Source organism: Amycolatopsis sacchari, assembly GCF_900114035.1.
In the GTDB taxonomy this organism is placed as follows: Bacteria; Actinomycetota; Actinomycetes; order Mycobacteriales; family Pseudonocardiaceae; genus Amycolatopsis_E; species Amycolatopsis_E sacchari.
This window is the reverse complement of the sequence record NZ_FORP01000019.1, coordinates 119,524-140,255: the sequence shown is the minus strand read 5'-3', so window position 1 is coordinate 140,255 and position 20,732 is coordinate 119,524. Positions and strand designations below refer to the sequence as shown.

Sequence of the window (20,732 nt, the reverse complement as noted above, 5' to 3'; positions counted from 1 at the left end):
GGGGTCTATCCCGTGATCGGTGTTTCTGGCGGTTTGGTTAGTAGGTTTCGGCGTCCGGCCAGCGGTCACCGAAGGTGATGGCGAAGGCGTTGAGTACGGGTTTCCAGCGCATCGTCCATCGGGCGCGGCCTGTGCCGGTGGGGTCCAGGCTGCGGGTCACAAGATACAGACACTTCAGGGCGGCCTGCTCGGTTGGGAAGTGGCCGCGGGCCCGCACCGCGCGCCGGTAGCGGGCGTTGAGTGATTCGATCGCGTTGGTCGAGCAGATCATTTTTCGGATCTCGACGTCGTAATCGAGGAACGGCACGAACTCGGTCCAGGCGTTGCGCCACAGCCGGACCAGCGCCGGATACTGGGTCGACCATTTGTCGTCCAGCTCCTGTAAAGCGGCTTCCGCCGCGGTCGCGTTGGGGGCCTCGTACATGGCTTTGAGGTCCCGCTTGAGCGCGTCGGTGTACTTCCGCGAAGTAAGCCGGAACGAATTGCGAATGAGGTGGATGATGCAGGTTTGCACGATCGCGGCCGGCCAGACTTGTTCCACCACCTCGGGCAGGCCTTTCAACCCGTCGCAGACGAGAAAGAACACGTCCTTCACGCCGCGGTTTTTCAGATCGACCAGGACGCTCATCCAGAATTTGGCGCCCTCGCCACCGCTGCCCGCCCACAGGCCGAGCACGTCCTTGCGGCCGTCCACCGTGACACCGATGGCGGCGTAGAAGGGCCGGTTGGCCACCTGGCCGTCGCGGACCTTGACCACGATCGCATCGATGAACACTGCGGCGTAGACGGCGTCCAGCGGACGGCTGGCCCAGTCCTGCATCTCCGCCACGACTTTGTCGGTGATCCGGGAGATCGTTTCCTTGCTCACCGAGGCGCCGTAGATCTCGGCGAAATGCGCCGAGATTTCCCCGGTGGTCATCCCCTTCGCATACAGGGACAGCACGATCTCGTCCACATCGGTGAGCCGGCGTTGCCGCTTCTTCACAATCTGCGGCTCGAACGTCGATTCCCGATCCCGCGGAACCTCGATCTCCACTTCGCCAGCCGCGTCCGAGAGCACCGTCTTCTTCCGCGCACCGTTACGCACATTCGTAGAATCACGACCGCGCTCAGCGCGGTGTTTTTCGTGACCGAGGTGTTCGGTCATCTCCTCGTTCAGCGCGGTTTCCAGCACGTTCTTGGTGAACAGCTTCAACAGCCCGTTCGGGCCGGTCAGCTCAAGCCCCCGTTGCCGGGCCTCGGCCACCATCGCCGCCGCAGCGGCCTGCTCCGGCGACAACGGCTTCTCACTCTTACGTGGAGTCACAGCCCCAGATGTCATCACTCACAGCGCCCATCCCGCCGGACCTCAGCCCGGGCGTGTCGGGCCAGAAACACCGATCTTGAAACAGTCCCTCCTGACGGCGTCGCTTCGCGATGGCTCCGCCACCCTTGACACGGTGAGCCAACCGCTAATGAGGCTGGGGATCGGTGTGGGGGTGGGTGTGGGCGGTGGGGCCGCTTCCGTTGCGTTGCCGGGCGGCGGTTGCTGTTGCGCCGGCTAGGAAGACTGTGATCGCGTCGTCGATCAGGGATTCGCCTTGGGGTGGGGTGATTCGGCGGGAGGCTACCAGTGACGCGATGCCTTGCATGGTTGCCGACAGTAGGAGTGTGAAGCGGGTTACGTCGTTTGCGTTGTAGGCGCCCGCTTTCACACCCGCGTTCATGATGCCCGCCATGGTCTCGAACAGGGCCTCCGCCGCGTGCTGCACCTCCTTCGACGGCCCGTCCACCTTCGCCGCGAACATGAGGTCCAGCAGGGCCGGTTCCCGCACCGCGAAGCGCACGTACGCCGAGGCCACCGCTCGCAGGAGTGCCGCGTGGTCGCCCGTCGCACCGTCGGCGGCGGTGCGCATCTCAGCCGTCAGCCGGAGGAAACCCCGCTCCGCCAAGGCATCGAGGAGTGCGTTCCGGTCGATGAAGTGCGTCCTCGGGGCACCGTGGCTGACACCGGCCGCGCGCGCCAGTTCGCGGAGGGACAGCGCGCGCGCCCCCCGTTCGCGCAGCACCTTCTCCGCCTCGTCGAGCAGGGCCGCGCGGAGGTTGCCGTGGTGGAAGGGACGATCGGGCACCCTCCCACCTTACGCGAATCTAGACATTGACTAGAATCTAGACACTGCCTAGATTGAGCGTCATGACCGAACAGAACCTGGCGCTGTGGCTGCCGAAGCGGGGCGCGCGCTTCGAAGTGGGGCCCGCCCCGTACACACCTCCGGCGCCGAACGAAGTCGTCGTCCGGGCGCGGGCGCTGGCCGTGAACCCGGTCGACGGCATGCCGGGTTTCGCCTACCGCTTCGTCGTGCCGTGGCTGACCTACCCGGCTGTCGTGGGCTCGGACGTCGCCGGTGAGGTGGTCGAGGTCGGCACCGGGGTGACGCGGTTGCGCCCCGGCGATCGCGTCGTCGGGCACGCTTTCGGCGTCGAGAAGTCGCAGAACCGTGCGGCGGAGGGCGCTTTCCAGCACTACGTCGTGCTCATGCAGCACATGGTCGCCCCCATCCCCGACTCACTGCCCTTCACGCAGGCGGCCGTGCTGCCGCTGACGCTGTCCACCGCAGCGACCGGACTGTTCCAGCAGGACCACCTCGGGCTCGCGCTCCCCACCGCCGACGCCCCCGAACGGCACGAGACGGTCCTGGTGTGGGGCGCTTCGACGAGCGTGGGCAGCAACGCCGTGCAGCTCGTCCGCAACGCCGGTTACCGCGTCGTCGCAACGGCGTCCCCACGCAACTTCGACTACGTGAAGTCACTCGGCGCGGCGGCAGTCGTCGACCGCCAGAGCCGCAGGGCCGTCGACGAGCTGGTGCGTGCGATCGGTGACAGCCCGCTCGCCGGCTCGCTCGCGATCGGACGGGGATCACTCGTGCCCACCGTCCGGATCGCGTCGCGGACCGAGGGCAGCAAGCGTGTCACGTCCACGCAGACCGAGCAGGTCACGCGCCTGCGCTCCCCCCGCGCCCGCCGCCCCGGGGTCCGGGTGAGCGGGATCTGGGGCGGCACGCTCAAGGACAACGAGGTCGGCCCGGCGATCTACGCGGACTTCCTCCCGGCCGCGCTCGCGCGCGGGACCTACCGGGCCGCGCCGGAAGCGGTCGTCGTCGGCAACGGGCTCGACCGGATCCCCGAGGCGCTGCGACGCCTCAAAACCGGCGTCTCCGCGAAGAAACTCGTCGTCACTGTGTGAGCTCGTCCAGCGCCGCCAGCAAGGTTCCGGGTCCGAGGTACGCCGCGCCCTCCGCGGTCACGCGGCTGCGCAGCTCCCGGTCGGCCGTCACCACCGTCACGTGGTCCGACGGCCGGTCGGCACGCAGGCCGCGCACCGTGTCCACGATCGCCGAGTCACCGTCGTGCTCGGCGGCGACCACCTCGACGTCCTCGCTCGGTTCGACGCCCTTCGCCCGGCCCTCCACGACCAGCACGACCCGCGGCCACCACGACCACTCCGGTCCGTCCGACACCGCGAAGTCCTCGCCCCGCACACCGCTGCGCACCAGGCCCGCCAACCGGTCCCGCAACCGCCCCGCGGCACCGGCGCGATCACGCCACCAGCCGTCCGGCCGGGAGCCGACGACGTTCGCCCCGTCCACGACCAGCACCAGTTCCCGCCCCAGCTCCGGGTGCAGCACCGGCCACGCCGACGCGAAGTCCCGGTGCAGCGGGTAGTCCGCGACGTCCTCGGGATCGACCCAGCGCAGCTCGTTGCTTTCGCCGTTCAGCACCATCTCCGGCACCGGCCGCACGGTCTGTGCGAGGACCGTCGTGTACGTCCAGCCGCCGTGGTCGACCGTCCACGACGAGAGCGGCCGCACCGCGTCACGGGGGATGCCGGTCTCCTCCTCGGCCTCCCGCGTCGCGGCCTGCCAAGGGTCCTCGGAGCTGTTCAGCGCACCGCCGGGCAGCGCCCACGTGTCCCCGTGGTGGGTCCACCACGCGCGGTGCTGCAACAGCACGCCCCGCTCCGGATCGGCCAGCAACAGTCCCGCGGCCCCGAACCGGCCCCAGTGCCGGTGCCCGCCAAGGCACTCGACGAAACCGTCACCGTCCATCCTCGCCATTGTCACACGCTTCCAGAGCCAGCGCGGCGGCCCCGACCATCGCCGCGTCGTCGCCCAGCTGCGCGGTGCGGATGCGCGCCAGCGGGCGGTGCCGGGCACCGGTGATCGCCGCCGTGTAGTGCTCGCGGGCCTCGTCGAGGAACAGCGGCGCGGAGCCGGACACGCCCCCGCCGATCACCACGATCTCCGGGTCGAACACGTCGGACACCAGCGCGAGCCCCTCGCCGAGCCACTTCGCCAGCTCCGCCACCGCGCGCTGCGCGATCGGGTCCCCGTCGCGCGCGGCGCCCGCGACCCGCCGTCCCGTGATCGACCCGAAGTCGCCCGACGCCTCGCGCGCCAGCACCGTCGACTGCCCGGGGTGCCGCGCCAGCAGCTCGATCGCCGTCGCCGCCAGCGCCGTGCCGCTGCAGTACCGCTCCCAGCAGCCGTACTTGCCACACGGGCAGGCCCGCCCGCCCGGCACGACCGTCAGGTGCCCCAGCTCCGGCGCCACCCCGTACGCGCCGCGGTAGATCTCGCCGTCCAGCAGCAGCGCCGCGCCGATGCCCGTGCCGATCGCCACGAGCGCCGCGACCCGGCAGCCCCGCGCCGCGCCGAACCGGTGCTCGCCCAGCGCGGCCGCGTTCGCGTCGTGCTCCAGCGTCACCGGCAGGTCCACGCGCTTGGCGATGCGGTCGGCGACCGGTGCCGCGCGCCACGCCAGGTGCGGGGCGAACATGACCGTGCGCCGGTCGTTCGCGACGAACCCGGCGACCGCGAGACCGACCGCGCAGACGTCCTCGTGCCGGTTGCGCAGCTCCTCGATGACGCCCGTGATCGCGTCCTCCAGCGCGCTTTCGTCCCGTGGCGTGCCGACGCGGTCGGTGTCCAGAATGGACCCCTGCGCGTCCACCACGGCGGCGCGGACGCTCGTGCCGCCGACGTCCAGCCCGATCGCGTGCACTCAGGACTCCTCGCCGCGCCACTGCACGGGGATGTGCTGCACGCGCGGGTTCTCCGGCTTCGGCGGGGGTTCCGGCGAGAAGCCGGGCATGTGGAAACCGTGCTCGGGATCCCACCGGTCGGCCAGCACGGCACGCAGCAGCGCGACCAGCTGGCCGAGGTGCTCCACGAGCCGGGCGGCGAACTCGGGCCGCTCGCCGCGCACGACGGCGACCACCGCGCACAACGGGCACCAGCCGCAGTCGCCCGCCGGCCGGTCGCCCTGGCCGTGGCCCGCGGCCACCAGGCCGTCCAGCCACGGCGCGGCCCGCTCCACCACCATGTCCACCAGCAGCCGCACCTCTTCGGCGAGGCTCGTCGCGTCGGTCTCGCTCATTCGGCCCCTCCGGGGTGGGTAAACGACACGACCAGGCCACGCGCGTCGGACGCGGCGCCGGTGACGGAGCAGGGCCGCAGCGCCTCGGGCAGCGCGATCAGGCGGCGGAAACCGTCGACGGTGATCGCCAGCTCGTCGTCCACCCGTGCCAGCTCCAGTGCGGCGTCCGGCCCGAGCGGCATCGCCACCCGCAGCTCGTAACCACCGTCCACTTCGGACACGTGCAGCAATGGCGCCTCGGTGTTGTCCTTGAGCGTCAACGGGTCCTGGTCACCGTAAAGCTCGTGGGAGATCTCCAGCAGCGCGGGCAGCCCCACCGGCTCGGCGGCCCGGTGCTCGACCCGCGCGAACTCCGGCAGCCCCGCCCCGCCCAGCTCGGCGAGCACGGCGTCCTGCTCCCGCCGCCGCGTGCGCAACCACGACGCCGCCGCGCCCCGCCACACGCCGGGGGCGGGCATCAGCCGGTTCACGATCGCGCCCTCGACGCGGATCCCGCGCAGCGCAAGGGAAGTCAGCGTCCGCCGCGCCTCCGCGACGACGACGCGTTCCGGCGTCAGCACGAGCCGCACGCCGGTCGTCGCGGGATCGGTGAGCAGCCGCCGCAGGGACTCCAGGTGGGCGGCCAGCCGCCGCACCGCCTCGACGGTGCCGCGCGGGCCCGCGAGCTTCACCTGCCACATCCTGTTGAGGTACCCGGAAACGGCCTCGGGAAGCGCGAGCAGGCGCAGCGTCTCGGCCGTCGGCCCGCAGTCCACGACCACCACGTCCCACCGCCCCGACTCGGCCAGCCGCTGCACCTCCGTGAGCGCGAGCAGCTCGTCCACCCCGGGTAGCACGGTCAGCTCTTCGGCGTCGAGGGAGTCGATCCCCGCCCCGGCGAGCGCGGACCGCAGCTTCCCGCGCAGCTCCTGCCACACGTCGTCGACCAGACCACGGGAGTCCACCTGCGCGGCGTGCAGGCAGTGGTCCACCTCGGCGGGCTCGGCGCCCAGCCGCTGCGCGAACGCGTCCCCCAGCGAATGCGCCGGATCGGTCGAGACCACCAGCGTCTTGTACCCGCGCGTCGCGAGCCCGGCCGCCGTCGCCGCGGCGAGCGTCGTCTTCCCGACCCCGCCCTTGCCGGTGAACAGCAGCAGCCGCATCTCAGCCGAGGTCCTCCACCCGGCGCTTCAGCTCCTTGAGCGCGGTGTCCATCACCATCTTCTCCGCCTTGCGGCGCAGCAGGCCGATCATCGGCAGCGCCAGCTCGACGGACAGGGTGTAGGTGACCTTCGTGCCGCCGGACGGGGTCGGCGCCAGCTCGTAGCGGCCGTCCTGCGCCTTCTGCATCTGGCCCTTGACGAGGTGCCAGCTGACCGACCGGCCGTCGGGCGCCCAGTCGTACTCCAGGGTGTAGACGTCCTTGATCGGCCCCGCGTCGAGGGTCAGCTTGACCTGCTTCGGGTTGCCGTCGCCGTCGGTGGCGAGCACCTCGGTCTCACGGACCTGCTTCGCCCACTCCGGGTACGACCCGAAGTCCGCGATCACCGCCATCACCCGCTCCGGCGGCGCGTCGACGTCGATGGACTGCGTGGACTGGTCGGCCATGGCGGAGAGGTTACCGGGCGGTCAGAGCCTCAGCACGTACGGACGTTCCGTGGCCTTGAAGTGCCCGACGTTGCGGCATTCGGTCCGGCCCGTCCGCAGCCGCGCGGACAGCGGCTGGTGCACGTGCCCGAACAGCGACCAGCGGGGCCGCTGCTCGGCGATCAGCGCGCGCAGCGCGGTGGAACCCAGCTCCTGCCTGCGGGCGACGACGTCGTAGGTCAGCTCGGGGAAGGCGGGCGGGACGTGGGTGCACAGCACGTCCACGTCGTCGAGCTTGTCGACCGCGGCGTCGAACTCGTCACGCGTGCGCAGGTACGGCCGCCACACCGGGTTCGTCCGGCGGACGGTGGCGCCGGGCGGCAGCACCACGCCACCGACGAAGCCGAACCGCAGGCCGCCGATCTCGACCACCTCGCCGTCGACGAGCGTCACGCCGTCTCCGGCGAACTCCGGCCACAGGTGCGGCGAATCGACGTTGCCGGGCGTGGCGTAGGTGGGTGCGGTCATCGCGGCGAACAGCTCGGCGTACTGCTCGCGGATCGCCTCCTCGACCGCCGCGCCCGGGTCTTCGAGGCTCTCCCAGAGCGAGCGGGAGAAGGCGATGGTCTCGTCGCGGCTGCCCTCGCGCCGCAGCCGGGCGAAGGTGCCGACCTTCTCGGCGCCGAACAGCGTGCCGAGGATGCCCTTGTCGTGCTGGTGGTAGTCGACGAAGTCGAGCAGGTCCCCCAGCACGATCAGCGCGTCGGCGCCCTCACCGGCCCTGGCGAGCGCCTCCGCGTTGCCGTGCACGTCGGAGACGACATGTACGCGCATAATTTTCAGCTTAATGCGGCAGGCGGGATCCCCGGCTCGCGTCCATCCTCCAGGATCTGCTTCAGCTCCAGCGCGATCGCCTTCGCGGCACGCGCCCGGCGGTCGCCTTCGCGACGGAGATCACGTGGCTTGAACAGCCCGGCGGGAGTGGCGCGGAGGAAGTAGTGGAGCAGCGTGCCGTCGAGCATCGGCTCCAGCCACACCTCCATGGTGCCCACGAGCGCGCCCTTGACCGTCCACCGCAGCCCCTCGTCACCGCGGTCGGTGTAGACCTCCAGCCGCAGGTCAGGCCAGTAACGACGCCAGGCGGCCGGCGCGGCGAAGGCCGCTTTCACCGTGGCGGGCGGCACCGCGAGGAAGGTCTCGTCGACGACGTCGATGGCGGGCGGGGTGCTCACGGGGTTCAGGATGTCATGGCCGCCCGGCCTTGGTCGTAAGGTGGTACTGACGCTAAGTTGACCGGCGAGTAACACCCAAGACGCGGAGGTCCCCCGTGCGCGAGTACAGCGCCCCGGCAGCGAAGCCGGTAGCCGATGACGAGAACCTCAGCGACATCCTGTGGGCGAACGCGGAGCGGTTCCCGGAGGCCATCAGCTTCCGGCGCCAGGTCGACGGGTCCTGGCTGGACGTCACCTCCCGCGAGTTCGCCGCCCAGGTGCTCGCCGTGGCGAAAGGCCTGGTCGAAGCGGGGATCGAGCACGGGGACCGGGTCGGGCTGATGTCCAAGACCCGGTACGAGTGGCAGCTGCTGGACTTCGCGATCTGGGCCGCGGGCGCGGTCACCGTCCCCATCTACGACACCTCCTCCCCGGAGCAGGTGCACTGGATCCTGTCCGACTCGGGCGCCAAGGGCGTGTTCGTCGAGACCAGCGAGCACCTCGCGGCCGTCGACGAGGTGCGTGACCGGCTCGGGGACCTGCAGTACGTGTGGCAGATCGAGGCCGAGCACGCGCCGGGCGCCGTGGCGGAACTGACCGCGCTGGGCTCGAAGGTCGCCGACGACACTGTGCACGAGCGCCGCCGCGCGGTGAGGGCCGACGAGCTGGCGACCGTCGTCTACACCTCGGGCACCACGGGGCGCCCCAAGGGCGTGGAGCTGACCCACCGCAACCTGCTCGCCGAGATCCGCGCGGACATCGCGGCGTTCCCGCAGCTGATGGAGCCGGGCAACTCGCTGCTGTGCTTCCTGCCGCTGGCGCACGTGCTCGCGCGCGCCATCGCCGTGACGGCCATCACCGCGCGCGTCACGCTGGGCCACACCCCGGACGTCAAGAACCTGGTCGCCGACCTCGGCACGTTCCGGCCGACGTTCGTGGTGGCCGTGCCGCGCGTGTTCGAGAAGGTCTACAACTCGGCGAAGCAGAAGGCCCACAGCGAGGGCAAGGGCAAGATCTTCGACACCGCCGAGTCGGTCGCGGTCGCCTACAGCGAGGCGAAGGACTCCGGCGGCGCGGGGCTCGGGCTCAAGGCGAAGCACTTCGTGTTCGACAAGCTCGTGTACTCGAAGCTGCGGGCGGCGCTGGGCGGCCGGTGCATCGCGGCGGTGTCCGGCGGCGCGCCGCTGGGCCCGCGGCTGGCCCACTTCTTCCGCGGCATCGGCGTGCCGGTGTTCGAGGGCTACGGCCTGACCGAGACGTCCGCCGCGGCGAACGTCAACACGCAGACGGCGTTCCGCGTCGGCACGGTCGGGCGGCCCGTCGCGGGCACGTCGGTGCGCATCGCCGACGACGGCGAGGTGCTGCTCAAGGGCGACGTGGTCTTCCGGTCCTACTTCAACAACGAGACGGCCACCAAGGAGGCGCTGGAGGACGGCTGGTTCCACACCGGCGACCTCGGCGAGCTCGACGACGACGGCTTCCTGAAGATCACCGGCCGCAAGAAGGAGATCATCGTCACCGCGGGCGGCAAGAACGTGGCGCCCTCCGGCCTGGAGGACACGCTGCGGGCGAACCCGCTGATCAGCCAGGCGATGGTGGTCGGCGACCGGCGGCCGTTCATCGGCGTGCTGATCACGATCGACGAGGAGTTCTTCCCGGCCTGGAAGTCGCAGCACGGCAAGCCGGCGTCGGCGACGGTGGCGGACCTGGCCGACGACGCGGACCTGCGCGCGGAGATCCAGTCGGCGGTCGACGAGGCGAACAAGCAGGTCTCGCACGCGGAGTCGATCAAGAAGTTCGTGATACTGGCCAAGGACTTCAGCGAGGCGACGGGCGAGATCACGCCGAGCCTGAAGCTCAAGCGCAACGTGGTGAGCAAGAACTACGCCAACGCGATCGAGTCCCTCTACGCGCGCTGACGAGCGTCAGGAAAAGTCCTCCGGGTGCTGGTTCATGGCCCGCTCGACCGCGCTCTCCTGCCGGTCGGCCAAGGCGGCGTCCCGGTCGGTGTGCGCGGAGCGCCGGTCGGACGCCGCGGCCCGGCGATCCGACTCGGCCGCGCCGCGGTCGCCGGCCTCGGCCGCGCGCCGGCCGATCGCGTCGTTGAGGTAGGTGTGGAGCGCGTACCGGTCGGCGTTGGCCGCGGTCCGGTCCGCCGCCGCGGCCTCGCGGTCCGCCCTGGCGTGCTTCCGCAGCACGCCCAGCTCCTCCGGGGACAACCCGGCGCCCACGGCGCTGTCCTCGCGCCGGCCGGCTTCCTCGTCACGCTGGGCCGCGGCGGCGTCCTGCAGCCCGGCCCGGCGTAGCCCGGCCCGCAGTTCGTCCTCGGTCCCGCGCACCTCTTTCCGGCGCTCGTCGGCGGCCAGATCGCGTTCGGAGGCGCGCTGGTCACGGCGCTCGGCCGCGGCGTCACGCCGCTCGGCGGCGTCGTCACGGTCCGACGCGTCCCAGTCCCTCTGGTCGCTTCGACGGGAACCACCGGTCATCGCCTCATGGTGCCACCGCCGGGGAGATGCACAAGCGAAAACGTCGCCCGAAACCGGATCAGCGAAATACGCGGCCCGTGCGCGCCTGACGAGGCGCCGCGCCTCCGCCCGGTGCCACGCCGCCTCGGCCTGCAACCGCACGGCCCTGGCGCGCACGTAATCGGCGGCGGCGCGCGCGGCCTCGGTCTCCTCCTGCAACCGGTCACCAGGCTCCGGAAGACCCGCCACGTCGCTCACCACCTGGGACGTTACCCCACGGCCGGAACCGGCGCCGCCGTCACAAGGCGGTCATGCTCGCGATCTTCCACGTGCCGTCGACCCTGCGTGCCGTCACCGACAGTGCCGCCGAGGCCGAGGACTGCTGGTTCGTCGTGGTGACGAGAGTCTGCTGGTCGAGGAACACCAGGACGCGGGCGGTGTCCCCGCGCAGGTCGGAGACGCCGATCGAGCCGATCGTCGTCGTGCGGACGAGTTTCTGCGCCACCGCCTGCTGTTTCGCCGCCTCGTAGCCGGACCGGTACTGCTCCACCGCCTCGTCCACGAGCACGCTCGCCGCCGCGCGTTCGGTGCGGGCGAGGTTGGCGTAGTCGTAGGAGAAGAGCGCTTTCACGCCCGCGCTGATCTGGTCCGCGACCTCGGCCGTCGTCCGCGTGTCGGCGACCGCGAGGTTGCCGTCGTCCGCCGCCGAAGCCCGCAACGCCGCGAAGATCGCGAACCCGGTCGCCAGCACGACCACCGCCGCCAGTGCGGCGAGCACGTTCGCCCGCCTGCGCTCCCCGCTCACGCCGCCGCCTGCACGGAATCGACCTTCCAGACCCCGCCGGTCCTCGTCAGGGTCGCGTTCAGCCGGGCACGGCTGGTGGCCGACGGCGCGCCGTTCGTGCTCAGCTGCACGTCCAGCACGGCCAGGACGCGCGCGGTGTCGCCGTTCAGCTCGGCCACGGCCGCCTGGTTCACCTTGGCGCTCGCGACCGTCCTGCTCGCCGTCGCGCGGGCGATCTGGTCCTGCCGGTCGTCGCTGAGCGTGCGGCCCAGCTGCCCCGTCGTCACGTCCAGCCAGCGGTCCACGGCGGGGCCGGGATCGTGGTAGTCGATGGTGTTGAGCGCCGCCAGCGCCTCGCCCGCCGCGGCCGACACCGCGTCGCGGTCGTCCGCCCGCTTCGCCACGTCGTCGTGCGTGACGCGCCACCACGAGCCGCCGAACCACGCGGCGGCCAGTACCGACACGGCGGCCAGTGCGCTCGCCACCGTCAACCCGGGAGATCTCATCCCGGCAATCCCAGCAGCTGCCCGATTCCCGTCGCACCCGACCCCGACAACAACCCGAGCAGGCCCGGCAGCTGGGCCTGCTGCGCGGCCGGTGACTGCGTGGGCACGGGCTGGGTCTGCGCCGGGCTGACGGGCTTGCCCGCGTACGGGGCGTTCGCCGCGCCCCGCACCTCGGTCGGGCTGCCGGGCGGTTCCGCGCAGTACGCGAGGGTGTTCGCGGGCGCTTCACTGGTGTCGTTCGCCGGGCGCTGCTTCGTGGTCTCGTAGCCCTTCGTGCAGGAGTGCGGGTCGAAGAAGTTGAGCACCAGCCCGAGGTGCCCCTCCCCGTTCGACCACACCGACCGCGTGAACGCCGAGATCACCGGCAGCGCGACCAGCTGCTCCTCGATCGCGTCCGTGCGCACGGACGTGATCTGCGTGGTGGTGAGCAGGTTCGCGATGAGCACGCCGAGATCGGTGCCCGAGACCGACAGGATGCGGTCCACGTCGTCCGCGAGCCCGGGCAGCTCGTCGACCACCCGGCGCAGGTCGGGGTCCGACGTCTTCAGCTGCCCCGCGATCCGGCGCAGCCCGGCGGCGAGGTCCGTGATGTTGCGCGCCTGCCGCTCCTGGGTCGCCAGCACGGTGCGGCCGTCGGCGAGCAGTTTCGCCGTCTCCGGCAGGTTCTCCTGGGCGGTGGCCGTGAACGAGCCCGCGGTGTCGAGCAGCTGCTGCAGGTCCCCGCCCGTCCCGGCGAACGCGTCGTACGTCTCGTCGACCACCGTCCGCAGCGACGCCGGGTCCACACTGGACACGAACTGGTCCAGGTTGGCCAGCACGGTGTCCGGCGAGACCGGCAACGCCGTCTTCGCCCGCTGGATCACGGAACCGTCGTGCAGGTACGGCCCGTCCTCGGAGCTGGGGCGCAGGTCCACGTACTGCTCCCCGACCGCCGACCGGTCGGCGACGACGGCCTGCGTGTCGGCCGGGATCTTCGTGCCCGAGTCGAGGTCCAGGTCCACGGCGACGCCCTGGTCGTCCAGCCGCATCGCGACGACCTTGCCCACCGACACCCCGCGGTAGGTGACCTCGGCGTTGACGAAGATCCCACCGGAGTCGGCCAGCTGCGCGGTCACGACGTAGCCCCGCGCGCCGAACAGCCGGTCCAGCCCGACGTACTTCCCGCCGACGTAGCCGACCGACAGGACCGCGATGAGCCCGAACGCGATCAGCTTGAGCCGGTGCCGCCTGGTGAACATCAGCGACCACCTCCCAGCAGCGAACCCAGCAGGTCGCCGAGGAGCCCGCCGCTCGGCGCTTCCGTCTCCGGGGGCGGCGCGGTCTGCTGGGGCAACGGCAGCGGTGGCGCCGACGACGACGTGCCCTGCCCCAGCCCGATCGTGCCCGCGGGTGTGGAGATCTGCACGCGGCCGGCGTTGGCGATGTTCTGCAGGATCGCGCTGAGGTCGAGGTCCAGCCTCGCCCGAACGTTCGCGTAGTCGCCACGCACCACCTCGCCCGCGACGTCCGGCAGCGGGTAGGTGGGCAGGATCTTCAGCGCGGTGGGGAGGTTCTGCCCCGCCTCGGCGAGTTGGGTGAGCGTCGGCGTCAGCGCCTTCAGGTTGTCGATCAGCTGCGCCTTGCTCTTGTCGATCGTGTCCACCGCGACGCCGGACAGCGTGTCGAGGGACTGGAGCATCCCGACGAGCTGGTCCCGCTGCTCGGTCAGCACCTTGAGCCCCGGCGCGAGGTTGTCGAGCGCGTTGGTCAGGTTCGCCGTCTGCCCGACCAGCGTGCTGGACAACCGGTTGAGCCCGTCGATGGCGCGGATGATCTCGCTCTTCTGGCCGTCCAGCTCGGTCGCGAGCTGGTCCACCCGCGACAGCAGCGCGCGGATCTCCGCCTCGTTGCCGGTGAGCGCCTTGTTCAGCTCACGCGTGATGTCGGCGAGCTGGTTCACCCCGCCGCCGTTGAGCAGCAGCGACAGCGCGCCCAGCACCTCCTCCACCTCGGGGTTGCGGTTGGTGCGCTGCAACGGGATCACCGCGCCGTCGGCGAGCGTGCCCTCCGCCCCGGACTCCGGTTCCCGCAGCTGGACGAACTTCTCCCCCAGCAGGCTCGACTGCCGCAGGTCCGCGTAGGCGTTCGCGGGCAGCTTCACGTCGCCGTTGACCCGCATGCTGACGATCGCCGACCGCGTGTCGGGCGCGAGATCGATCTTGTCGACGCGCCCCACGGCCACGTCGTTGACCTTCACGCTCGCCTGCGGCACGAGGTCGAGCACGTCGGCGAACTGCGCGGTCACGTGGTACGGGTGGTCGCCGAGGTCCGCGCCGCCGGGCAGCGGCGTGCTGTAGAGCCCGGCGAAACCACCGGTGCCGCAGCCGCCCAGCAGCAGCACCACTCCGAGCACTCCCAGCAGCCGCTTCACGAGCCGTTCTCCGGGATCGACACGAGCGGCAGCAGCGGCAGCGGAGGCAGTTTGCCGCTGCCGATGTCGGCCATCAGCTGCGGGATCGACGGGATCTTCGCGATGCCGTCGACCACCGGCTGGAGCGCCTGGCACAGGTTCGACACCACGTCCGGCAGGCCGACCGGCGTGGACGCCTTGAGGATCCGGCACAACGTCGTCACGAGCGGGTTGGTGAACTCGTTGGCGTTGTACCGGATCGCGATGCTGCCGGAGGCGGCGTCGTAGGAGTTGATGAAGTTCGTCATGCCCGTCGGCGCGACGTCGAGCACCTCGGCGAGCGCGGCCCGCTGGTCCACCAGCACCTTGCTCACGCTCGCCAGCTTGTCGACGTTCGACGTCAGCAGGTCGCGGTTCTCCTCGACGAAGCCCTGCACGTCACCGAGCGACGTGGCCAGTGACGACAGCGCACGTCCGACGTCCGCGGAATCGTCGGCCAGGAAGCCCGCGACGTCGGCCATCCGCGCGTAGAACTGGTTGAGCTGGCTGTCGCTGTCGGCCAGCGCGGTGGTGAACGACTGGAGGTTGCGCACGGTCGCGAACAGGTCGCCCTTGGAGTCGTCCAGCGTCCGGGACAGGTCCGCCAGCTCGGTGACGGTGTCGTTGATGTTCTTGCCGTTGCCGTCGAGGTTCTTCGCCGCGGTGTCGAGCAGGTCCGACAACGCGCCGTTCGCGTTCGCCCCGTTCGGGCCCAGGCTCTGCGACAGCTTGTCGAGGCTGCCGTAGAGGTCGTCGATCTCCATCGGCGTCGCGGTGCGTTCCTTCGGGATCACCGTGCCCGACGCCAGGACCGGCCCGCTGTCGTAAGCGGGGGTGAGCTGCACGTACCGGTCGCTGACCAGTGACGGCGCGACGACGACCGCGCCCGCATCGGCCGGGATCTGCACCCCGTCGTCCACCCGCATGTCCACGCGCACCACGTCGCCCTGCGGGGTCACGTTGGTGATCTGCCCGACCTGCACGCCCAGCACGCGCACGGACGAGCCCGCGTACAGCCCGACGGTCTTGTCGAACAACGCCGACACCTTCGTGCCCCCGCTGTCGCGGAACACCAGCCACAGCCCCGCGGTCAGCACGAGCGCCGCGACACACGCCGTGGCCACCCACCGGTAGGCGCTGCGCTTCGGCTCGCTGTCGATCGTCATCGGTTGCCCACCCCCTGGTCCGGCGCGGAGATCGGCGGCGTGCAGCCCTCGGGGTTGACCGACAGCCCGCCCGCCTTGATCACCGGTGGCAGCAGCCCGCAGATGTAGCCCTCGAACCAGCGGCCGTTGCCGGTCGCGTTGGTGCCCACGCGCGTGAACGGCGCCAGCAGCGCGAGGCTGCGGCCGAGGTTGTCCTGGTTGCGCTGGAGGATCGTGGTGACGTCGTTCAGCTTCTCCAGCGTGGGCCGCAGCTGCGCGCGGTTGTCGGCGACGAGCCCGCTCAGCTGCGCCGAAAGGTCCTGGGTGCCCTTGAGCAGGCGGCTGATCGCGTCCCGGCGCTGCTGCAGCTCGGTCAGCAGGAGGTTGCCGTCGTCGATCACGCGTTGCAGCTGCGCGTTGCGGTCGGAAAGCGTTTTCGACACCTGGCTGGTGTTGCTGAGCAGGTTCGCGAGTTCCTGGTCGCGCGAAGAGACCGTTTTGGACAGTGCGGACAACCCGTTCAGCGTGTCCCGCAACGGTTGCGGGGTGTCGCGGAGCGCGGCGGACACCGCGTCGAAGCTCTGCGCGAGCTGCCGGGTGTCGATGTCGCCGACGGTCTGCGACAGCTGCTGGAACGCGTCCTGGAGCTGGAACGGTGTGGTGGTGCGGGAAACCGGGATCGGCGTGCCCGGGTCGAGCGCGCCGCCGCCCTTCGGTTGCAGCGCGAGGTACTTGTCCCCCAGCAGCGTCTTGATCTCGATCGAGGCGGTGGTGTCGGCGCCCAGCCTCGTGTCCTCGACCTTGAACTTGACCAGCACCTGCTTGCCCGCGAGCGCCACGGAGCTGACCTGGCCCACCTTCACGCCGGCGACCTGCACCTCGTCGTCCGGCACCAGCCCGCCGGACTCGGCGAAGTACGCCTGGTACGTCGTGCCCGTGCCCAGCAGCGGCAGCTCGTCGGAGAAGTAGGAGACCAGGGTGACGAGCACGATCAGCACGAGTGTCACCGCGCCGACCGCGGCCTGGTTGCGTTCGCGCAGGCGTTTCACGGCTTGCACCTCTCCGGCAGCTCGGTGCCCGGGATGGGCAGCAACGGCAGGGTGACGTTGAGCGAGGAGATGCCGATCGTGCCGGTCAGGTCGCAGAGGTAGTAGTTGTACCAGCTGCCGTAGCTCAGCGTCCGCGTGAACTTGTCCAGGTTCCCCGGCAGTTTCCGCAGCAGTTCGTCAAGCAGCTGCCCGGAGTCGGACAGGTTGGCCGACAACACCCCCAGCTGCTCGATGTCGTCCTTGACGGCGGGCCGGGCGTCCTGCACGAGCCCCGCGGTGACGTTCGTGAGCTCGCCCAGCGCCGAGAGCGCGTCGCCGATCGGCTGCCGCTGCTGTGCGAGGCCGGTCACGAGCTGCTGCGTCTGGTCGATCAGGTTCCCCAGCTGCGGCCCGCGCTGGTTCACGGTCGCCAGCACGGTGTTGAGGTTGTCGATGACCTGCCCGATCACCTTGTCCCGGTCCGCGATCGCGGAGGTGACGGACGCGGTGTGCGTCAACAGGCTCTGTATCGTGCCGCCCTCGCCCTGGAACACCTGGATGATCTCGTAGGACAGCTGGTTGACCTGCTGCGGGTCGAGCGCGGCGAACAGCGGTTTGAAACCGTTGAACAACACGGTGAGGTTGAGCGCGGGCTGCGTGCGCTCGGGCGGGATCACGCCACCCTCCGGCAGGGTCCCGTCACCGTCCACAGTGGTCCCGAGCGCGAGGTAGCGCTGGCCGACCAGGTTGCGGTACTTGACGGTCGCGGTCACCGCGGCGGGCAGCCGGTAGGCCGAGGAGACCGTGAAGTGGACGTCGGCGAGCGTGCGGTCGGCGTCCTCGGCGACCTCGATCCGGTCCACCTGCCCCACCTTCACACCGGCGATGCGCACGTCATCGCCCTCGTGCAGCCCTGAGGCGTCGGTGAAGCGGGCGGTGTAGCCGGCGGTGACGCCGAAGTTCGTGTTCGCGATGGTGGCGCCGAGGATACCGGTGAGCAGGATCGTGACCGCGGCGAAGACGATGATCTTGATCAGCGGAGCGGCGAAATTCCTCACTGCACGTCCACCTCCGCCCCGCGGTACAGCGGGCCGACCAGCAGGCTCGCCCAGCCCGGCACCTGGTCGGGCGTGGTGTCCATCGCGGGCGCGGCGAGCACGCCGATGAGGTCCTGTTCGGCGGGCGAGCCGGCGGGCGAACCCGTCGTGCCCGAACCGCCGTCGATGATCCCGTTGCTGGGCAACGGGGTGTTCTCGCCCGGCGGCACCGGCGGGTGCGACGAGCCGTCCTTGATCGGCCCGCCCGGCGGGTACTGCGGCCACCGCCCCGGCGGCAGGACCTGCGGGTAGCAGCGGGGGCCGCGCTTGTCCTCGTACCGCGGCTCGTCCTCGCCGGGCAGGTACTTCGTGCGGTCGGCGATGAACCGGATCGTGACGTGGTTCATCTCGTCCGTGCCGTGACCGAACGCCTCGTACGCGCGGGGCACGGACTCCGCGAACTGCTGCAGCATGCACGGGTACTCGGGCGCGTACTTCGCCAGGACGTCCAATGTGGACTGCGCAGTGGTGGTCAGCCGGATGATGTTGTTCTCGTTGACCCGCAGGAAGGTGCCGAGGTCCGCCGACACGTTCGTCACCGACTCGTACACCCTGGTCAGCTGCTGCTGCTCGTCGACGATCGTCTTGCTGGTCGTGGTGAGATCGGACAACGCTTGCAGGAAGTCCGGGGCGGCCCGGTCGTAGACATCGGTGACGTTGGCGAAGCTCGTGATGTCGGCCTTGAGGTCCGGCAGGGACGGGTTGAGGCCGCTGAGGTAGTCCGACAGCTGCGTCAGCGTCCGCCCCAGCTCTTCCCCGCGGCCCTGCAACGCCGTCGAGACGGCGCTCAAGGTGGCGGACAGCTTCTGCGGCTGCACGGACTGCAGCAGCGGCATCACGTCGTCGAGCACCTTCTCCAGCTCGATCGCCGAACTGCTGCGGTCCTGCGGGATGACGTCGCCCGCCGCCAGCGGCTCGTGTGACGGCCGCTCGGGCAGCTGCAACGCCACGTAACGCTCGCCGAACAACGTCTTCGGCAGCAGCCGCGCCGACACGTTCGACGGGATCTGCCCGATCTTGCCCGGGTCCAGCGCCAGGTCGATCGCCGCGTGGTCGCCCAGCGCGTTGACCGAGCGCACCTCCCCGACCACGACCCCGCGGATCTTCACATCCGACCCGGCGACGAGCTGGTTGCCGACGTGGTCGGTCTCCAGCCGCACCATGTCCACCGGCGTGAACGCCTTCTTGTAGATCGCGACCGTGGTGACGAAGAACAACGCGCACACGACGAGGAAGACCAGTCCCAGCAGCTGGTGCCACAGGCGGCGCCGCAGGATCGCCCGGTTCATCCCGAGATCCTCACCGTCGTCGTCGCGCCCCAGATCGCGAGGCTGAGGAAGAAGTCGAGCAGCGAGATCAGCACGATCGACGTGCGCACCGCCCGGCCGACCGCGACCCCGACGCCCGCCGGGCCGCCCGTCGCCGTGTAGCCGTAGTAGCAGTGGGACAGGATCACGATCGCGCTGAAGAAGATCACCTTCAGGAACGACCAGAGCACGTCCTCCGGCGGCAGGAACAGCGTGAAGTAGTGGTCGTAGGTGCCCGCGGACTGGCCGTAGAGCCACACGGTGATCTGCCGCGAGGCGAGGTAGGACGACAGCAGGCCCACGGCGTAGAGCGGGATCACGGCGGCGATCCCAGCGAGCACGCGCGTGGTCACGAGGTACGGCATGCTCGGCACGGCCATCACTTCGAGCGCGTCGATCTCCTCGGAGATGCGCATCGCACCCAGCTGCGCGGTGAACCCGCAGCCCACGGTCGCCGACAACGCGAGCCCCGCGGCTAGCGGCGCGACCTCGCGGGTGTTGAAGTAGGCCGAGATGAACCCGGTCAGCGCGGCGGTGCCGAGCTGGTTGAGCGCCGCGTAGCCCTGCATGCCGACGATGAGCCCGGTGAACATCGTCATGCCGATCATCACGCCGAGCGTGCCGCCGATCACGGCGAGGCCGCCGGTGCCGAAGCACACCTCGGTCAGCAGCCGCAGCGTCTCGCGGAGGTAGCGGCGCAACGTCCTGGGCGCCCACGCGAGCGCCCGCACGTAGAACGACAGCTGTTCCCCGAAGCCCTCGAAGATCGCACCCGGGCGCGCGATGAGTTCGAGCGTCCGGTCCGGCCGCTCGTCCGCCTCCAGCGCCTCGGTCGTCATCACAACGCCTTCGGTGGTACGACCCGCAGGTAGATGGCGGTCAGCACCACGTTGATCAGGAACAGCAGCAGGAACGTGATCACGACGGCCTGGTTCACCGCGTCGCCGACGCCCTTCGGCCCGCCGGACGGGTTGAGCCCGCGGAAGGCGGCGACCACGCCGGCGACGAACCCGTACAGCAGCGCCTTGACCTCGCTGACGTAGAGGTCCGGCAGCTGCGCGAGCGCGTTGAAGCTCGCCAGGTACGCGCCCGGCGTGCCGCCCTGCATCACGACGTTGAAGAAGTAGCCGCCGAGCACGCCGACCACGCTGACCAGCCCGTTGAGCAGGATCGACACGACGATCGCGGCCAGCACGCGCGGCACCACGAGGCGCTGGATCGGGTTGACCCCGAGCACCTCCATCGCGTCGATCTCCTCGCGGATCTTCCGCGCGCCGATGTCCGCGCAGACCGCGCTGCCGCCCGCGCCCGCGACGAGCAGGGCGGTGATGAGCGGCGACGCCTGCTGCACGATCGCGAGCGCGCTCGCGGCGCCGGTGAACGACTGCGCGCCGATCTGCTGCGTGAGCGAACCGAGCTGCAGCGCGATCACGGCGCCGAACGGGATCGCGACGAGCGCGGTGGGCAGGATCGTGACGCTGGCGAAGAACCAGCACTGCTGGATCCACTCGCGGAACTGGAACGGCCGGCGCGGGATCGCGCACAGCACCTCCCAGCCCAGCGTCGCGAGCCGCCCCACCTGAGCCAGCGCGGCGGAGCCCGGCACCGCGACCGTGCCACTGCGCGAACCCATCACACCTCCGCCGACCCCTCAGCCTCGTCGCTCGTGAGTCTCGCTCACCATGTGTGCCCGCTTTCCGTTAGCGGTGTTCACATGATCGGATCGGCGCCCTCCCGGTGAAGTTGATCACTCGCCCACCCGCCAGCCCGACCACCACCC

The 20,732-nt window shown here is 70.6% G+C and carries 22 protein-coding genes; 2 read left to right on the top strand and 20 right to left on the bottom strand.

Features of this window, described 5'->3' with window-relative positions; all coding sequences use genetic code 11:
- Positions 1–37: 37 nt before the first annotated feature.
- Together BMZ92_RS26795 and BMZ92_RS26790 are read right to left on the bottom strand one after the other, a co-directional pair.
- Positions 38–1,249, bottom strand: a complete 1,212-nt coding sequence (locus BMZ92_RS26795) for an IS256 family transposase (RefSeq protein WP_245783267.1) — start codon at positions 1,247–1,249, stop codon at positions 38–40.
- 202 nt (positions 1,250–1,451) lie between these two features.
- The gene (locus BMZ92_RS26790; protein WP_091512967.1) at positions 1,452–2,111 is read right to left on the bottom strand and encodes a TetR/AcrR family transcriptional regulator; all 660 of its coding nucleotides are present in this window, start codon (positions 2,109–2,111) and stop codon (positions 1,452–1,454) included.
- 62 nt (positions 2,112–2,173) lie between these two features.
- On the opposite strand from BMZ92_RS26790, the gene BMZ92_RS26785 reads away from it, so the two are divergent.
- On the top strand, positions 2,174–3,223 hold the full coding sequence (locus BMZ92_RS26785) for a zinc-binding alcohol dehydrogenase family protein (RefSeq protein ID WP_091512965.1): 1,050 nt from the start codon (positions 2,174–2,176) through the stop codon (positions 3,221–3,223).
- Here the strand turns inward: BMZ92_RS26785 and BMZ92_RS26780 are convergent.
- From BMZ92_RS26780 to BMZ92_RS26750, 7 genes are read right to left on the bottom strand one after another with little or no spacing between them, the layout of a single operon-like run.
- Entirely contained in the window at positions 3,213–4,094 is an 882-nt protein-coding gene (locus BMZ92_RS26780; protein ID WP_091512964.1) for an NUDIX hydrolase, read from the bottom strand. The genes BMZ92_RS26785 and BMZ92_RS26780 overlap by 11 nt on opposite strands.
- On the bottom strand, positions 4,075–5,025 hold the full coding sequence (locus tag BMZ92_RS26775) for an ROK family protein (RefSeq protein ID WP_091513002.1): 951 nt from the start codon (positions 5,023–5,025) through the stop codon (positions 4,075–4,077). Before BMZ92_RS26775 ends, BMZ92_RS26780 begins: the two co-directional genes overlap by 20 nt.
- A 15-nt stretch (positions 5,026–5,040) precedes the next feature.
- Positions 5,041–5,415 carry a hypothetical protein gene (locus BMZ92_RS26770; protein ID WP_091512961.1) on the bottom strand — a complete coding sequence of 125 codons (375 nt, stop codon included), beginning with the start codon at positions 5,413–5,415 and terminating at the stop codon, positions 5,041–5,043.
- The gene (locus BMZ92_RS26765; RefSeq protein WP_091512958.1) at positions 5,412–6,557 is read right to left on the bottom strand and encodes an ArsA family ATPase; all 1,146 of its coding nucleotides are present in this window, start codon (positions 6,555–6,557) and stop codon (positions 5,412–5,414) included. The genes BMZ92_RS26770 and BMZ92_RS26765 overlap by 4 nt, the downstream gene beginning before the upstream one ends.
- A 1-nt stretch (position 6,558) precedes the next feature.
- Positions 6,559–7,002, bottom strand: coding sequence for an SRPBCC family protein (locus BMZ92_RS26760; RefSeq protein ID WP_091512956.1), 444 nt, complete (start codon positions 7,000–7,002; stop codon positions 6,559–6,561).
- Positions 7,003–7,023: 21 nt separating this feature from the next.
- Positions 7,024–7,815 carry a metallophosphoesterase family protein gene (locus tag BMZ92_RS26755; RefSeq protein ID WP_091512954.1) on the bottom strand — a complete coding sequence of 264 codons (792 nt, stop codon included), beginning with the start codon at positions 7,813–7,815 and terminating at the stop codon, positions 7,024–7,026.
- Positions 7,816–7,820: 5 nt separating this feature from the next.
- Positions 7,821–8,213, bottom strand: a complete 393-nt coding sequence (locus tag BMZ92_RS26750; RefSeq protein ID WP_091512951.1) for a polyketide cyclase / dehydrase and lipid transport — start codon at positions 8,211–8,213, stop codon at positions 7,821–7,823.
- A gap of 95 nt (positions 8,214–8,308) precedes the next feature.
- Here BMZ92_RS26750 and BMZ92_RS26745 point away from each other — a divergent pair, with 95 nt between their 5' ends.
- Positions 8,309–10,111, top strand: a complete 1,803-nt coding sequence (locus BMZ92_RS26745) for an AMP-dependent synthetase/ligase (RefSeq protein ID WP_091512947.1) — start codon at positions 8,309–8,311, stop codon at positions 10,109–10,111.
- Between the two features lie 6 nt (positions 10,112–10,117).
- Here the strand turns inward: BMZ92_RS26745 and BMZ92_RS26740 are convergent, their stop codons facing one another.
- The 11 genes from BMZ92_RS26740 to BMZ92_RS26690 are packed head-to-tail and all read right to left on the bottom strand — an operon-like array spanning position 10,118 to position 20,585.
- Positions 10,118–10,915: a hypothetical protein gene (locus BMZ92_RS26740; protein WP_143249950.1), complete on the bottom strand. Its 798-nt coding sequence runs from the start codon at positions 10,913–10,915 to the stop codon at positions 10,118–10,120.
- 40 nt (positions 10,916–10,955) lie between these two features.
- Positions 10,956–11,462 carry a hypothetical protein gene (locus BMZ92_RS26735; protein ID WP_245783263.1) on the bottom strand — a complete coding sequence of 169 codons (507 nt, stop codon included), beginning with the start codon at positions 11,460–11,462 and terminating at the stop codon, positions 10,956–10,958.
- Positions 11,459–11,947, bottom strand: coding sequence for a hypothetical protein (locus tag BMZ92_RS26730; RefSeq protein WP_091512939.1), 489 nt, complete (start codon positions 11,945–11,947; stop codon positions 11,459–11,461). Before BMZ92_RS26730 ends, BMZ92_RS26735 begins: the two co-directional genes overlap by 4 nt.
- On the bottom strand, positions 11,944–13,185 hold the full coding sequence (locus tag BMZ92_RS26725) for an MlaD family protein (protein WP_091512937.1): 1,242 nt from the start codon (positions 13,183–13,185) through the stop codon (positions 11,944–11,946). The genes BMZ92_RS26730 and BMZ92_RS26725 overlap by 4 nt, the downstream gene beginning before the upstream one ends.
- Entirely contained in the window at positions 13,185–14,357 is a 1,173-nt protein-coding gene (locus tag BMZ92_RS26720) for an MCE family protein (RefSeq protein WP_091512934.1), read from the bottom strand. Before BMZ92_RS26720 ends, BMZ92_RS26725 begins: the two co-directional genes overlap by 1 nt.
- Positions 14,354–15,541: an MCE family protein gene (locus BMZ92_RS26715; RefSeq protein WP_091512932.1), complete on the bottom strand. Its 1,188-nt coding sequence runs from the start codon at positions 15,539–15,541 to the stop codon at positions 14,354–14,356. The genes BMZ92_RS26720 and BMZ92_RS26715 overlap by 4 nt, the downstream gene beginning before the upstream one ends.
- Positions 15,538–16,569: an MCE family protein gene (locus tag BMZ92_RS26710; RefSeq protein WP_091512930.1), complete on the bottom strand. Its 1,032-nt coding sequence runs from the start codon at positions 16,567–16,569 to the stop codon at positions 15,538–15,540. The genes BMZ92_RS26715 and BMZ92_RS26710 overlap by 4 nt, the downstream gene beginning before the upstream one ends.
- A complete protein-coding gene (locus BMZ92_RS26705) occupies positions 16,566–17,606 on the bottom strand; it encodes an MCE family protein (RefSeq protein ID WP_091512928.1) in 1,041 nt (346 codons plus the stop codon). The genes BMZ92_RS26710 and BMZ92_RS26705 overlap by 4 nt, the downstream gene beginning before the upstream one ends.
- Complete coding sequence (locus BMZ92_RS26700) at positions 17,603–18,934, bottom strand: MCE family protein (RefSeq protein ID WP_091512926.1); 1,332 nt, start codon at positions 18,932–18,934, stop codon at positions 17,603–17,605. The genes BMZ92_RS26705 and BMZ92_RS26700 overlap by 4 nt, the downstream gene beginning before the upstream one ends.
- Complete coding sequence (locus BMZ92_RS26695; RefSeq protein WP_177228877.1) at positions 18,931–19,791, bottom strand: MlaE family ABC transporter permease; 861 nt, start codon at positions 19,789–19,791, stop codon at positions 18,931–18,933. The genes BMZ92_RS26700 and BMZ92_RS26695 overlap by 4 nt, the downstream gene beginning before the upstream one ends.
- Positions 19,791–20,585, bottom strand: coding sequence for an MlaE family ABC transporter permease (locus BMZ92_RS26690; RefSeq protein ID WP_091512920.1), 795 nt, complete (start codon positions 20,583–20,585; stop codon positions 19,791–19,793). The genes BMZ92_RS26695 and BMZ92_RS26690 overlap by 1 nt, the downstream gene beginning before the upstream one ends.
- Positions 20,586–20,732 lie beyond the last annotated feature (147 nt).

What these genes read in the sequence shown, in the direction of transcription:
- BMZ92_RS26795 (WP_245783267.1), bottom strand. Translation starts at nt 1,249, where the DNA reads ATGGTGGCCGAGGCCCGGCAACGGGGGCTTGAGCTGACCGGCCCGAAC.
- BMZ92_RS26785 (WP_091512965.1), top strand. Translation starts at nt 2,174, where the DNA reads ATGACCGAACAGAACCTGGCGCTGTGGCTGCCGAAGCGGGGCGCGCGC.
- BMZ92_RS26780 (WP_091512964.1), bottom strand. Translation starts at nt 4,094, where the DNA reads ATGGCGAGGATGGACGGTGACGGTTTCGTCGAGTGCCTTGGCGGGCAC.
- BMZ92_RS26770 (WP_091512961.1), bottom strand. Translation starts at nt 5,415, where the DNA reads ATGAGCGAGACCGACGCGACGAGCCTCGCCGAAGAGGTGCGGCTGCTG.
- BMZ92_RS26765 (WP_091512958.1), bottom strand. Translation starts at nt 6,557, where the DNA reads ATGCGGCTGCTGCTGTTCACCGGCAAGGGCGGGGTCGGGAAGACGACG.
- BMZ92_RS26760 (WP_091512956.1), bottom strand. Translation starts at nt 7,002, where the DNA reads ATGGCCGACCAGTCCACGCAGTCCATCGACGTCGACGCGCCGCCGGAG.
- BMZ92_RS26755 (WP_091512954.1), bottom strand. Translation starts at nt 7,815, where the DNA reads ATGCGCGTACATGTCGTCTCCGACGTGCACGGCAACGCGGAGGCGCTC.
- BMZ92_RS26730 (WP_091512939.1), bottom strand. Translation starts at nt 11,947, where the DNA reads ATGAGATCTCCCGGGTTGACGGTGGCGAGCGCACTGGCCGCCGTGTCG.
- BMZ92_RS26725 (WP_091512937.1), bottom strand. Translation starts at nt 13,185, where the DNA reads ATGTTCACCAGGCGGCACCGGCTCAAGCTGATCGCGTTCGGGCTCATC.
- BMZ92_RS26715 (WP_091512932.1), bottom strand. Translation starts at nt 15,541, where the DNA reads ATGACGATCGACAGCGAGCCGAAGCGCAGCGCCTACCGGTGGGTGGCC.
- BMZ92_RS26700 (WP_091512926.1), bottom strand. Translation starts at nt 18,934, where the DNA reads ATGAACCGGGCGATCCTGCGGCGCCGCCTGTGGCACCAGCTGCTGGGA.
- BMZ92_RS26695 (WP_177228877.1), bottom strand. Translation starts at nt 19,791, where the DNA reads ATGACGACCGAGGCGCTGGAGGCGGACGAGCGGCCGGACCGGACGCTC.
- BMZ92_RS26690 (WP_091512920.1), bottom strand. Translation starts at nt 20,585, where the DNA reads ATGGGTTCGCGCAGTGGCACGGTCGCGGTGCCGGGCTCCGCCGCGCTG.